Origin of the sequence: Micromonospora sp. NBRC 110009 (genome assembly GCF_030518795.1) — a bacterium.
Classification (GTDB): Bacteria; Actinomycetota; Actinomycetes; order Mycobacteriales; family Micromonosporaceae; genus Micromonospora.
The window spans coordinates 2,527,834-2,540,528 of the sequence record NZ_CP130427.1; the positions used below are offsets into that span (position 1 = coordinate 2,527,834).

The window sequence follows — 12,695 nt, forward strand, 5'->3', positions numbered from 1 at the left end:
CTGTAGTGATCACCAAAGACCCACGCCTCCGATGTGCGGACTCACGGCGGAGATGGGCTTCAGGTGGGGGTCAACGACGGACCGATGTGGCGTGGGTCCTGGCTAGGCGCGGGCCTGGCGGCGGAGGCCGAGGACGCCGGCGGTTAGCAGGGCGATGGCTCCGGTGACGAGTGTCCAGAACCACGTGGCGCCGAGAACCCCGGGCTGACCCCAGGCGCCCAGGGCTCTGAGCGACAGCATGGCGATGATCAGTGGGATAAGCAGCACCCCGGCCGCGATGGTGGCCCGGGCATCGACGGCAACCCACAGCAGGAAACCGGCCATCACGACAACAGTGGCCCCCGGTTGCAGGCCGATCGTCACGTCGTAGTCCGTCGGTAGCAGAAACACTGCGACCGGCACGGCGAGCAGCCAGGCCACGAACCGCCGCGTGCCCGGCGCTGGCCAGAGAGTTAACGGCACCATCAGCAGCGCGGCGAGCGGCAGCGGCCAGAGGGTTGAGTCAGTCATGGCGACGGCACGGATGAGCTCAAGCGGTGGATAATGGCGTTCACCGGTGACGCTGTCAACGCCGACCAAGACCAGGCGCAGAACGACCAGCGCGGCGGCGAGCGCGCTAAGCGTGGCCAGCAGGCCCAGTACGTATCGGCCGCCGGCTACCGCGACGACCGCCGAGGCGGCGATGACGGTCACCAGTGGATAGATGAGCTCAGACGGGTACTCCACGCCGTCCGTGACCATGCGGGGAAGGACTCGGCCGGTCTCGGCCAGGCTGCCCGCCGTGGCATACACCAGCAGCAGGAGCACAGCCAGCCGTAGCGACCCACGGAACCTTTGGCTTGTCGAACGCGCGTCGTGCGTTCTGGCACGGGTCTGCAATCCCCGTAGGACCAGCATCGCTCCCTCCCGCACCGTCGGGCGCCGCTGATCAGGGCCGGCCGCTTCCATGAGCGTGCCGATCATCTCAGCGCCGCGCTCACGTCGGTAGGGCCTGGGGTACGCCCGCAGCAGCAGCCGGTACCGCGCCTCAAGTACTTTCTGAGTCATGCCGGCCTCACCGCCCGAACGCGCAGCGCCGGCCGGTCGGTTACGACGCGCGCAGCCTGGATCATCCGATCGGCCTCGGCGCGAAGCACGGCAACGCCCTCGTCCGTGAGGTTGTAGTAGCGCCGGGCCCGACCGTTGACTACCTCCTCGTCGACGACGCGGAGAAGCCCTTCGGCGCTGAGCCGGTCCAGCGCCGCATAGAGCGTGCCGGCCGCCATGCGTACCCGACCGCCCGACAACTCCTCGGCGCGCTTGATGATCGCGTATCCGTGCAGTGGGCCGTCCATCAGCGCGGCGAGCGCAAAATAGCTCTGTTCGCGGATAGTCATGACGACAAAATACTCAGTCACGATGAGTATGGCAAGGTTGGCGCGGCAAGGTGGGAGTGTCACGCTCAGGCCCGCCACCTCGGCCCGCCGTACGGTGCTGCGGCGAGCTTGCTACCGGATGCCCGCTATGAAAAGCGCCTGGCACGTGTCGTCCTGTTGGAACGAATGATCGATGGTGGCTTTCGCTCCGGTCGGCGCAATGTTCTTGGTTCGGCCCAGCTACGGCATCGTGACCGGTGAGCCGATGTCTACGAGCCGATGACGAAGCCGCGTCCGGACGGAGGCGGCAGCCGGGCCAACTGCGGGCCACAAGTGGGGGACCGGCCGGGGTAGTCCAGGCCACTCAGGACGCCATGGCCAGCGTTCCAACTGGCCGGGACCGGGCCCTTGTGCGATTCCGAAGCTGACAGTCTGGGAGCCACGCGTGGGAGCCACCGGGGCGGACTGGACCGGACGGGACGGGACCGATCGAGTTGCCGAGCGCTTGAGGACCAGGACCAGGCGGACGGCATCGGACGGCCTTGGCATGGTCTTGGGAATCTACGGATCAGAAGGTTAGGCGTTCGAGTCCCTTCGGGCGCGCAGCAGGTCAAGGGCCGGTTTCCTGTCACGGGAAACTGGCCCTTGATCGTATTGACCCCCACGGCGGCTGATCCTGACGTGCCAGACTGCCGCTAGCATCGTCGGGATGGCAACGCGGCTTGTGCAAATCAACATGAAGGCTCGGGACGACTCCGCGCTGGGCGGTTTCTGGGCGGAGCTGCTCGGCTGGGGAGTGTCCAGCGAGGGACCCGGGGTGACCAACCTCGAACCCGAGGGCTTCGTCTACCCCGACCCCGTCGCTGTCTGCCTTGACCTCATCGTCTCCCCGGAACCCAAGACGGTGAAGAACCGCGTGCACGTCGACCTCGCCACCACGTCGGCGGACCATCAGGCGGAGCTGGTCACGCGCCTGAAGGATCTCGGCGCAACACCGGCCGACGTAGGCCAGGGCGACGTGCCATGGACGGTCATGGCCGACCCTGAGGGCAACGAGTTCTGCGTGCTGGACCCCCGACCGCTCTACCGAGACACCGGACCGATCGCCGCGGTGGTGGTCGACTGCGCGGATCCGCGAGCCATGGCCCGCTTCTGGGGCAAGGCCATGGACTGGACCCTGCACGAGGTGACCGACCACAACGCGGTACTGCGCTCCGCCAAGGGTGTCGGCCCATATCTGCAGTTCATCCGCACACCCGACGTGAAGACCGTGTGGAACCGCGTCCATCTCGACGTCCGCCCATACCCGGGTGACGACCTGGAGGCCGAGGCGGTCAGACTGCGGACTCTCGGCGCCACCGCGATCGACCTGGACCACGATGTCCCGTGGACGGTCCTCGCCGACCCCGAAGGCAACGAGTTCTGCCTCCTCGCCCCAGCCTGACCCAAACCCTCGCCAGCCCCTCACCACGGCCACCAGCCCGGACTTTGCGACGCACCCTAGCCGGCATTGCCTACGAGTAACACGGTCGACGGGCAGCCATCCATGTTCGACGTTCGGCTCCCCGAACACCTACCGAGGCGAGAAGAACGACCCTCAGCAAGTCACGCCATAATCTGGAGGCCTTGGCGCCAGGTGGGGTGTGTCGGGTGCCAGCCCAGTTCGCGCTTGGCCTTGGCGTTGGATGCGCCCCGCAGTTCGGTCATGAGCACGACGCCGGCCTGTCCGGCGGCCAGCCGTCCGATGAACCGTGGTACGCGCATCGGTTTCTTGGCGCCCAGCATCGCTGCCAGTTCCGGCAGCCATTCGGCGACCGGGGAGGGGTCGTCATCGACGATGTTGTAGACGCCGCGGCCGCCGTTCTCCACCGCTGCGACCGTGGCCTCGGCGGCGTCGGCGATGTGGACGAACGACCACACGCCGCCGCCGTCGCCGACGACCGGGAACTTGCGTTTGCGGATCATCTCAAGTTGCTCGGAGCCTGGCGCCATGGAGGTGCCGGGTCCGTAGAACGCGCCGTAGCGCAGCACGATCCCTTCGGTCCAGGCGGCGCCCAGCACGGCCTTCTCCAAGTGCTCGATCGCGGCGATCATCGGGGCCATCTGGCCGACCGGTGAGCGATCCAGGGGGTCTTGTTCGTTCTTGACCGGCCCGCCGGTCCGCGTGTAGGTGAAAGCGCCGTTGCTCTGGGCGACGAACCGTCGTACTCCTGTGGCGCGTGCGGCCGCGAGCAGGTTGTCGGTGCCCTCGATCCGCAGCCGGTCGGTGGCGGCGAAGCTGCGTTCAAAATGGCGGGTGTCGACGTGCCCGATGGCGGTCAACTGGTTAACGATCACCTCGGGGGTCGCCTGGCGCACGGCCGCCTCAACCTGGGCGCGATCCAGCGCGTCGGCGATGACCGGTACCGCGCCCAGCTGTGATGCCCTGGCCTTGTTGGATTCGCTGCGGATCATGGCGAACACCTGGTGTCCCGCATCGACCAGACGCGGCACCAGTTCCTTGCCCATCGCTCCGGTCGCTCCTGCCACCAGCACCCTCATCGTCGGCTCCCTTGCTGTCCGGTTCGGATTTGTCACTTGAACCGGATGGCCCGCCGATTCCTGACAGGAGCCAGGGTGATACACGTCACATCGTGAGCAGGGGCTCCCCATGGTGAGCCGCCGCCCACTGCTCGGTCGCGCGTTCGAGCTTGTCGGGGTTTGCCTGGGTACGGCAGGCAGTGATGCCCTCGGCGGTGACCTCCAGGCACATGATGGCGACGACCCGGCCTTCCACGACCGCCACAACGGCGGGTTCGCCGTTGGCGGTCCAGGCGTATATCTCGGGCGAGCCGCCGACGATGGTGCGCTTCGCCTCGGCGGGCTTGACCAGGCCCCACACGAACTTCGCGACCGCGACGGCTCCCTCGAACGCCTTGGTGCGTGCCGGAACCTTCCCTCCGCCGTCGCCGATGGAGATGGCGTCCTTGGTGAGCAGGCGTACGAGCTCATCGGTCTGGCCACTGGTGGCGGCCGCGAGGAACTCCTCGACGATCCGCTGGGCGGCGGCATGGTCGATGTCGCTGCGGGCTTTGCCGTACGCGACATGCTTCTTGGCACGGTGAAAGATCTGCTGGCTGGCGGCCTCGGTGATGTCGAGGATCTCGGCGATCTCCCGGTGCGGGTAGTCGAAGGCCTCCCGCAGCACGTACACCGCCCGTTCGTTGGGGGACAGGCGCTCCATGAGGGTGAGGACCGCGTACGAGACCGATTCGCGCTGCTCGGCGGTGTCGGCCGGGCCGAGCATCGGGTCCCCCGCGAGCAGCGGCTCGGGGAGCCATGCGCCCACGTAGGTCTCACGGCGTGCCCGCGCGGAGGTGAGCTGGTTGAGGCACAGGTTGGTGAGAACCTTCGTCAGCCAAGCCTCGGGGACCTCGACGCGGTCGACGTCGGCGGCCTGCCAGCGCAAGAACGTCTCCTGCACGATGTCCTCTGCCTCGTTCGCGGAGCCGAGGAGACGGTAGGCGATGGCCTCCAGACGGGGCCTCGACAGCTCGAACCGGTCGACGTCATCCACCGTCAAAGGCATGACCTGATCATATTTCCCGCAATGCCTCCAGCTGATCACGGCCCCACTCGTGGATCGAGGCCATCCGGACAGCGAACACGCTGCTCCTCCCCACGAGGATTGGCGCAGCGGTGGCGTGGAGGCGATCGGAGGGGTCAACACCAAGATCAGTTGGTGAAGCGTCAGATGTCCAGGCGTGTCGGCTTCCCACTCCTACGACACCGCATCCAACTCGGCTGACGTCGCCCTCCGTCACCACCGAGAGTGAGACAGCCGAAAGTTGAGAAAGAGCCGTTCACGAGACGGCCCCCTTCTCGGAGCCCTTGGAATCCAGGAAGAGTCCGAGGGCCTCGACGACGAGGCGGTGGTCGTCGAGTTGGGGCAGTCCTGAGACGGTGACGGTGCCGACCGGTCCGGTGCCCCGGAGGATGATCGGGAAGCAGCCGCCGTGCGCGGCGTACCGGGCCGCTTCGAGGTGGGCTTGTTCCTCGAAGGTGGTGCCGCGGTCGCGGTAGGTCTGGCCCACGAGGTAGGAGCTGTGTCCGAACCGGCGGACGACGCGGATCTTGCGTTCGATCCAGTCGTCGTTGTCGGCAGAGGTGCCGTGCAGTGCGTAGTGGAAGAGTTGGTGGTCGCCGAGGCGGATGTCGACGGTGACAGCGTGGCCGCGCTCTCTGGCCAGCCCGACCAGGCGAGTTCCCAGGGCCCAGGCGTCGTCATGGTCAAAGCGGTCGAACTGGAGGCGTTCTTCCTGCTCCTGAAGCTCCGGCGTCACGGCGTACCGTTCCCTTCCTCGATCGTCAGAACGATCTAAGCAGAGGAAGAGCCGGCGAGCGGAACGTTCATCGTGCCGTACGTCCGTCAGTAGATCTGGGTCATGCCGGCATCCGCTTCTGGCACCCCGCTGCGTCAAGAGGCGGGGAGGGTTGTTCTAGGCTGGGGTGTGGCGGGTCCGGGAAGTGACTTTTCCGAAGTGTCGATCTCGGGGTTTGGGTCGGCCGCGCTGGATTGCAGAGTCGCCCCCGCGTGTCCTCCCGGACCCGTCCTGACCAGGTTCGCGTCGGCCACCATCTGCCGGTGGACGATGTCGGACAGACGCCGCTTCAGTGCCCGTAGGACCTCCATCGGGGTTTTGCCCGCGGCCGGTCTGCGCCGGTAGCAGCGGTGTCCTTCGGTGTCACGGCGCAGCCAGCGACCTAGAGGCGGTAGGTTGCCCGCCGACGAAACGTCCGGTCATGTCGATGAGGGGTCGTCAGTAGAGGGTGCCTTCGTGGCCGCCGATCGGAGGCTCACCGGGTGGCGACCACGAGCGCGATGACGCCGAAGTTCATTCGGATCTGTGTCGCGCCTGCTCCAGGTTCGACTGGTGGGGGCCGGAGAGCCAGTCTTGATCAAGACGCGCGTCGACCGGTTCCTCTCCTCGCCGCAGCGCGTCGATGTAGGCATGATCGGCGGCAAGGCGGGCCGCCACCTCGGGACCCTCGGCAATGGCCCCGTGGCCGGGGACCAGGACATCGACGTGCCGGGCAGCCTCACCCAGCCGCTCGAGTGCCGTCTCGTAGGCGCCCACCTGATCGGGGCGGCGGGGGTCCAGGAGCGGGATCAGGACGTCGGAGAGCATGTCGCCGGCGAGCAGGACGCCACGGTCCGCGAGGAGGACCGCGGCGTGGCCGATGGCGTGCGCCGGATGCTCGACGATCTCGCCCGGCACGGGTCCCCGGTCCGCGGGCAGCGGGGTGAGGAGCCCGATCAGCTCGAGAGGGATGCCCGATGCGCTCTGCGCCGCCATCTTCTGCGCCCGCTCTCGGGCTTCACGGGCAGCCTGGGCGCCGGCGGGGGTGGCGTAGCGCGGCACGTCGCCGAACCGGGAATGCCAGAGCAGGTGGTCCCAGTGGGGATGGGTGGAGAACCCGGCGACCACCGGAATGCCGAGCCGGTCCACGTCATCGGCGAGCTGGTTCAGATCGGAACCGTCGATGCCGGGATCGACCAGGATCAACCCACTCTCCCCGCGCACCACGATGGCATTGCTCCAGACCCACTCGCTCTGCCGGACCCAGACGCCGTCGGCCACCTGATTCAGCATCGGTTCACTTTGTCAGGTGTCTCCGTCCGGCGCGAGGTCCGACACCCTTCGGGACCGGAGGGCGTCCCCCGAAACGTGCCGCGATCAGCGCGCTGAGGTGTCGCAGATCAGCTGACGGACACGTGTCGTAGATCAGTCGACGGAGGACAGTGGCACGGACCGCGTTGTCTCGCCGCATCACACGCCCGACGAATCCGTCCCAGCACCTGCTTCACAGCGGGCCTGGCGACCAAAGACTGCTAGCCGACGTCGATGCCGCAGGCGGGGGCGGTCCGCCTGGCCTCTCGTGCAGCTTGACCCGTGAGTTGCCCGGCCACCGCCGGGTGAACGCCCCGCCGGTAGTGGCCGGGAAATGAGTCGCTTCGGCGGGCAACCGGCCCTACCTTCGCTGCCATGAAGCTTCTCTCCGTCAATGTGGGCAAGCCTCGGCCCAATCCGTGGAAGAAGCTCAGCACGACAGGAATTGACAAGCGACCTGTTCCCGGCCCGGTCGCTGTCGTCGCCCCCGGCCCCAAGGGCACCGGCGAAGTCGGTCTCGTGGGCGACCGTGTCTACGACGTGAAGCACCACGGCGGTCCCGACCAGGCTGTCTACGCCTACGCCCGCGAGGATCTCGACCGCTGGGAAGCCGAGTTGGACAGGCCGATCACAAACGGTGGCTTTGGGGAGAACCTGACGACCATTGACCTCGATGTCAATCGCGCGTTGATCGGCGAACGCTGGCGGATCGGGTCGGATGTCGTCCTGGAGGTGTCATGCGCACGGATTCCGTGTGCGACATTCCAGGGCTGGCTGCAACAGCACGGCTGGATCAAGCGGTTCACGCAAGCCGCGTTGCCGGGCGCGTATCTGCGGGTGATCGAGCCAGGCCATGTCCGCGCCGCCGACCCGGTCGAGATCATGTACCGACCCGCCCACCACGTGACCGTCGAGCTCGTCTTCCGCGCGATGACACTCGAACCGGAACTGTTGCCGCAACTGTTGGCCGCCGAGGCACTGCCCGAGGAAGAAAGGGAACTGGCCTGCAGGCGGTGTCCCTGAGGAGGGCCGAGTTTCGAGGCTGGCCCGCCTGCCAGGTCATGTTGGCGGCGTACGAGCGGATGCCGTACACCTACAGGTGCCCCGTGTCGTTATCGGCAGTTCCGCCGGCCGGGCAGGCCGATGATCAGGGCGGCGCCGACGGTCAGGTGCATGCCGAGCAGCGCCAACCGGCTGCTGGTGCCGACGCCGCTGCCCAGTGGGCCGGCCAGCGAGAGCACCAGCACGATCGACGCGATGATCCGGAATGTCCGGGCGGGGCGGCGGACGATACGTTCCAGCAGCGCGAGTAGGCCCAAGGCGGCCAGGCCGGCGATCAGCGCGGCTGCCACGACGGCGGCCGGGCCGATGTGCTGGGTGGTGTCGCCTTGGCGGACGGCGAGGTCGATGCCGGCCCAGGGGTCGTTGACGACCCACAGGAGGAGAGCGCCGGCCGCTCCCGCGGCGACGGTGATCGCGCGGCCCGTACGCCGTGCGGTGGTCCTGGTCGTGTTGGTCTGCTGCGTGTCGTTCGTCATGCCGATGAGCGTCGCGGTCCGCGCCGGGTGGCCACATCGGGCCGCGAGCTTCGCCAGTCCTCTCTTAGGAGAACTCGATCACCAACTTTGGAAGGTGTCGGCGCCCGACGCCGCCCCGTTAGCCTCGCCGGGTGAACAGCTTCTCCCTCGGGCCGGAAGACTGCGACCGCCGCCCCGGCCTGGCATCCCTCGCTGCGATGCTGGGCGTGTCCGGCGTGCTGATCGCCGCGACGATCCTGGGCTGGTGGAGCGACCGCCCGCCCGGGCCGCTGCTCGCGCTCGACCTCGCGGCCGGCGCGCTGGGCTGGCTGCTGGCGCCGCTGACGCTGTGGCGGCCGGTCGCCACCACGGCCGTGCTCACCGTGCTGGCCGCGGTGTCGCCGGCGGCCACCCCACCGGCCACGATCGGGGCGCTGCAGGTGGCGCGGCGCCGGCGCTCCCCGGTTGCGATCGCGGTGGCGGTGGCCGGGCTCGCCGCGCACGCGGTCCAGGGGGCCTGGCGGTCCAACGGCGGCATTTCGTACGGCTGGTGGCTGGCGCTGGTCACAATTGGCTACGGTGCGCTGCTCGCCTGGGGTGCGTGGGCGCAGGCCCGCGAGGCGCTGATCCGCTCGCTGCACGACCGGGCCCGCCGCGCCGAGGCGGAGCAGGGCCGGCGGGTGGCCGAGGCGCGCATGCTGGAACGCCGCAAGATCGCCCGGGAGATGCATGACGTCCTCGCCCACCGCCTGTCGCTGCTGGCCACGTTCGCCGGCGCGATGGAGTACCGTCCGGACTCCTCCCCCGAGCAGTTGTCCCGGGCCGCGGGGGTCGTCCGGGACGGCGTGCACCAGGCGCTCGACGAGCTGCGCGAGGTGATCTCGCTGCTGCGCGACGACGACCCGCCGGACAGCGACGGCAGCCGCCCGCAGCCGGTGCTGGCCGACGTCCCGCGCCTGGTCGAGGAGTCCCGCGACGCCGGCACCGAGGTGCTGCTGCGCGAGGCGGTGGACGGGCCGGCCGAGGCGCCCCCGTCGGTGGCCCGCACGGCGTACCGGGTGATCCAGGAGGGCCTGACCAACGCCCGCAAACACGCCGCCGGCCAGCCGGTTCAGGTCGCCCTGCGCGGCGGACCCGGCGCGGGCCTGGAGATCGACGTCCGCAACGCGCTGACGCCGGAGGGCACGGCGCCGCCCGGATGGTCCGGGGGCGCCGGGCTGGTCGGGCTCACCGAGCGGGTGCACCTGGCTGGCGGGCGGCTCGACCACCAGGTGGTCGGCGGGGAGTTCCGGCTGCACGCGTCGATACCATGGCCGGCGTGACCCCGCCGGTGCGCGTGCTCGTCGTCGACGACGACGCGCTCGTCCGCGCCGGGCTGACCATGATGCTCGACGGCGCCCAGGGCATCGCAGTGGTCGGCGAGGCCGCCGACGGCGACCAGGTGCCGGCCGCGGCCGACGCACACGCCCCCGACGTGGTGCTGATGGACCTGCGCATGCCCCGGGTCGACGGCATAACCGCCACCCGCCGCCTGCGGGCGCGCCCGCGGCCGCCCGAGATCATCGTGCTGACCACGTTCGACACCGACGAGAACATCTTGCACGCGCTGCGCGCCGGGGCCAGCGGCTTCCTGCTCAAGGACACCCCGCCGGCCCGGATCGCCGAGGCGGTCCGGCAGGTCGCGGCCGGCGAGCCGATCCTGTCCCCACGGATCACCCGCCGGCTGATGGACCGGGTCGCCGTCCAGGCCGGCGCGTACGCCCGGGCCAAGGCCACCCTCGCGGTGCTCAGCCCCCGCGAGCACGACGTCGTGGTGGCGATCGGCCAGGGCAGCAACAACGCCGAGATTGCCGCCGCGCTCGCCATGACCCTGGCCACCGTGAAGACCCACGTGTCGCACATCCTGACCAAGCTCGACCTCGACAACCGTACCCAGATAGCGCTCCTCGCCCACGACGCCGGCCTCGTCTGACTGCGTGCCCCCCGTACACAACGTGTCGTAAGGTGCTGCCCAAGGTGCATCAGCGGGCATTGGTGGTGTGCGGGATCGGATTCAGGTCCTCATCTCGGACCGCTCCTACCTGATCCAGGCCGGCTGCCGCGCGGCGTCGAGGTCGGGTCGGCAGCCGGCGTGGCACTGCGTCGCGGTGCCCGGGGCGTGCCCTGTGCACCTGTAGGGCAGCCACGGACGACAGGACGAGCAGGCCACCGGTTATCTGCACGGGGGTGAGGATCTCGTCGAGCGTGAACGCCGCCAGCGCCGTGGTGACGACCGGTTCGAACGTCGACAGGATGGCTGCAGTCGAAGGGCCCGTCCGCCGCAGGCCGGCGAAGAAGGTCAGCATCGCCAAGACGGTGGAGACGACCGCGATGCACGTGAGCCAGAACCAGCCCGGTAGCCCAAAGCTGAGGTCGATCCCGCCGTTCACGAGGGCGCGTGCGCTCAGGGTGAGGGCGGCCCCTGCCATCACCAGCGCGGACAGCATCACCGGTGGCAGCCGGTGGACGACGGTGTCAGCAACGAGGATGTAGACGGTGTAGGTGACGGCGGCGCCGAATGCCAGGGCCGCCCCGAGCGGGTGGAAGTCCACGCCGCCGGTACCGAGGAGGACGAGCAGCGTCCCGCACGAGGCGGCCACCAGTGCGGCGCAGCGGCCGGGTGTCAGGCGGTCCCGGCCCAGCAGGACGGCCGTGAGGGTGACCAGCAGCGGGTAGGTGTAGAAGACCAGGGACAGCAGCGAGGCGTCCATCAGCTCCAGGGCCGCGAAGTACAGGGATGCCTGGGTGGCGTACCCGACGGCGCCCAGGCCGAGGGCCGTCACCAGCAGACCCAGGGTCACTCGAGCGGGACCCGTCCTTCGGTCTGGGCTCGCAGAGCCGCGCCGCAGACCCGGCCGCAGGAGCAGCAGCATCGCGAGCAGGCCCGCGGCAAAGCCGAAGCGCACCAAGAGCAGCGCTTCAGGCGTGACGCCCGCGGCGTACGCGAGCTTCCCGAAGATCGCCATGGCGCCGAAGCACGCGGCTGACAGAAGGCACAGCGCGGGACCCATGTCCTAGAGCATTGGCGCCTATACACTTCAGGTCCAGTGACGATATGTGGACCTGATTCATTAGTATTTCTGCATGGTGACGCTGGATCTTCGTCGGCTCCGTCTGCTCCGCGAGCTCGAGGAACGAGGGACCCTGGGCGCGGTGGCCTTGGCTCTCGGCTACAGCCCTTCCTCGGTGTCCCAGCAGTTGAGCGTTCTGGAGAAGGACGTCGGCGCGCGCCTGCTCGAGAAGGCCGGCCGTGGTGTGCGGCTCACCGACGCCGGGCGTCTGCTCGCACAGCACGCCCGAGTCCTGTTGGCAGCAGCCGAGGCGGCGTCAGCCGATCTGGCGGCGCTGGGCGGTGAGGTGCGGGGCACCGTGCGCGCCGGCGGTCTGCAGTCAGCGGCTCGCCGCCTGCTGGTTCCCGCAGTGGCCCGCATGATGGTCGAGCACCCGCAGGTACGCACCGAGGTCTCCGAGCTCGAGCTCGAACAGGCGTTACCAGGACTGCGGCTCGGGGCGGTCGACCTGGTGATCAGCGACGAGTACGACGGTCACCCACGCCCCCGGCCGGCAGGGCTGCGGTTCACGCTACTCCACGAGGAGCCACTGAAACTGGTCCTGTCACCCGGGCATCGGCTGGCCAAGCATGGAGGACCTATCGCATTGTCGACGCTGCGGGATGAGGTCTGGGTTGCCTCCGATGCGGGCACCGGCCATCACGACATGGTCGTGGGAAGCTGCCGGTCCATCGGCGGCTACGAACCCGACGTGCGGCACCGGTCCAGCGACGCGGACGTCCAGCTCGAACTCGTGCGCACCACCGGAGCCGTCGCGCTACTGCCGGCGCTGACACTGCCCGCGGCCGACCCAGCCCTTGCGGTCCGTGACGTCGCCGAGGAGAAGCTCGGACGTCGACTGGTCGTTGTCCTCCGAGACGGCCCCGCTGCCCCCGCGCTCGCGGCCTTCCTGGCCGTCGTGACTGATCAGGCCCGCAATCTAGCGCAGAACCCGAAGACTGAACGGCATGAGGAAGCTGGGTAGCTCGTAAGGCGGTGCGAAACCGCCGCCGAGCCTCCTTCCAGCTCTTGCCACGCCTATCGAAGTTCGATAGCTTCCCATCGCAACTCGATGGAAGGATG

General features: G+C 68.9%; 13 protein-coding genes. 5 read left to right on the forward strand and 8 right to left on the reverse strand.

What is annotated here, in order from left to right; genetic code table 11:
• Positions 1–102: 102 nt before the first annotated feature.
• Both Q2K19_RS12075 and Q2K19_RS12080 read right to left on the reverse strand, forming a co-directional pair.
• On the reverse strand, positions 103–807 hold the full coding sequence (locus Q2K19_RS12075) for a hypothetical protein (RefSeq protein WP_302770639.1): 705 nt from the start codon (positions 805–807) through the stop codon (positions 103–105).
• Positions 808–1,043: 236 nt separating this feature from the next.
• A complete protein-coding gene (locus tag Q2K19_RS12080) occupies positions 1,044–1,397 on the reverse strand; it encodes a PadR family transcriptional regulator (RefSeq protein WP_368046133.1) in 354 nt (117 codons plus the stop codon).
• Positions 1,398–2,064: 667 nt separating this feature from the next.
• Between Q2K19_RS12080 and Q2K19_RS12085 the strand changes: the two genes are divergently transcribed.
• Positions 2,065–2,799 carry a VOC family protein gene (locus tag Q2K19_RS12085; protein ID WP_302770641.1) on the forward strand — a complete coding sequence of 245 codons (735 nt, stop codon included), beginning with the start codon at positions 2,065–2,067 and terminating at the stop codon, positions 2,797–2,799.
• Between the two features lie 161 nt (positions 2,800–2,960).
• On the opposite strand, the gene Q2K19_RS12090 is transcribed toward Q2K19_RS12085, so the two are convergent.
• From Q2K19_RS12090 to Q2K19_RS12105, 4 genes are all read right to left on the reverse strand, one after another.
• Positions 2,961–3,896 (reverse strand): NAD-dependent epimerase/dehydratase family protein, encoded by a 936-nt coding sequence (locus Q2K19_RS12090; RefSeq protein ID WP_302770642.1) that lies wholly within the window; start codon positions 3,894–3,896, stop codon positions 2,961–2,963.
• Between the two features lie 85 nt (positions 3,897–3,981).
• Positions 3,982–4,923 carry an RNA polymerase sigma-70 factor gene (locus Q2K19_RS12095; protein ID WP_302770645.1) on the reverse strand — a complete coding sequence of 314 codons (942 nt, stop codon included), beginning with the start codon at positions 4,921–4,923 and terminating at the stop codon, positions 3,982–3,984.
• A 274-nt stretch (positions 4,924–5,197) separates the two neighbouring features.
• A complete protein-coding gene (locus tag Q2K19_RS12100; protein ID WP_302770647.1) occupies positions 5,198–5,677 on the reverse strand; it encodes a heme-degrading domain-containing protein in 480 nt (159 codons plus the stop codon).
• A gap of 552 nt (positions 5,678–6,229) precedes the next feature.
• Positions 6,230–6,988 (reverse strand): MBL fold metallo-hydrolase, encoded by a 759-nt coding sequence (locus Q2K19_RS12105; RefSeq protein WP_302770650.1) that lies wholly within the window; start codon positions 6,986–6,988, stop codon positions 6,230–6,232.
• Positions 6,989–7,381: 393 nt separating this feature from the next.
• Between Q2K19_RS12105 and Q2K19_RS12110 the strand changes: the two genes are divergently transcribed.
• Entirely contained in the window at positions 7,382–8,029 is a 648-nt protein-coding gene (locus Q2K19_RS12110; protein WP_302770653.1) for an MOSC domain-containing protein, read from the forward strand.
• Between the two features lie 89 nt (positions 8,030–8,118).
• On the opposite strand, the gene Q2K19_RS12115 is transcribed toward Q2K19_RS12110, so the two are convergent.
• Complete coding sequence (locus Q2K19_RS12115) at positions 8,119–8,544, reverse strand: DUF6069 family protein (protein ID WP_302770655.1); 426 nt, start codon at positions 8,542–8,544, stop codon at positions 8,119–8,121.
• A gap of 131 nt (positions 8,545–8,675) precedes the next feature.
• Here Q2K19_RS12115 and Q2K19_RS12120 point away from each other — a divergent pair, with 131 nt between their 5' ends.
• Both Q2K19_RS12120 and Q2K19_RS12125 read left to right on the forward strand, forming a co-directional pair.
• The gene (locus tag Q2K19_RS12120; RefSeq protein ID WP_302770658.1) at positions 8,676–9,845 is read left to right on the forward strand and encodes a sensor histidine kinase; all 1,170 of its coding nucleotides are present in this window, start codon (positions 8,676–8,678) and stop codon (positions 9,843–9,845) included.
• Positions 9,833–10,495 (forward strand): response regulator, encoded by a 663-nt coding sequence (locus tag Q2K19_RS12125; RefSeq protein ID WP_302770661.1) that lies wholly within the window; start codon positions 9,833–9,835, stop codon positions 10,493–10,495. The genes Q2K19_RS12120 and Q2K19_RS12125 overlap by 13 nt, the downstream gene beginning before the upstream one ends.
• 49 nt (positions 10,496–10,544) lie before the next feature.
• Here the strand turns inward: Q2K19_RS12125 and Q2K19_RS12130 are convergent, their stop codons facing one another.
• Positions 10,545–11,573 carry a DMT family transporter gene (locus Q2K19_RS12130; protein WP_302770664.1) on the reverse strand — a complete coding sequence of 343 codons (1,029 nt, stop codon included), beginning with the start codon at positions 11,571–11,573 and terminating at the stop codon, positions 10,545–10,547.
• A 73-nt stretch (positions 11,574–11,646) separates the two neighbouring features.
• Here Q2K19_RS12130 and Q2K19_RS12135 point away from each other — a divergent pair, with 73 nt between their 5' ends.
• On the forward strand, positions 11,647–12,597 hold the full coding sequence (locus Q2K19_RS12135) for a LysR family transcriptional regulator (RefSeq protein WP_302770666.1): 951 nt from the start codon (positions 11,647–11,649) through the stop codon (positions 12,595–12,597).
• The last annotated feature ends 98 nt before the right edge of the window (positions 12,598–12,695 follow it).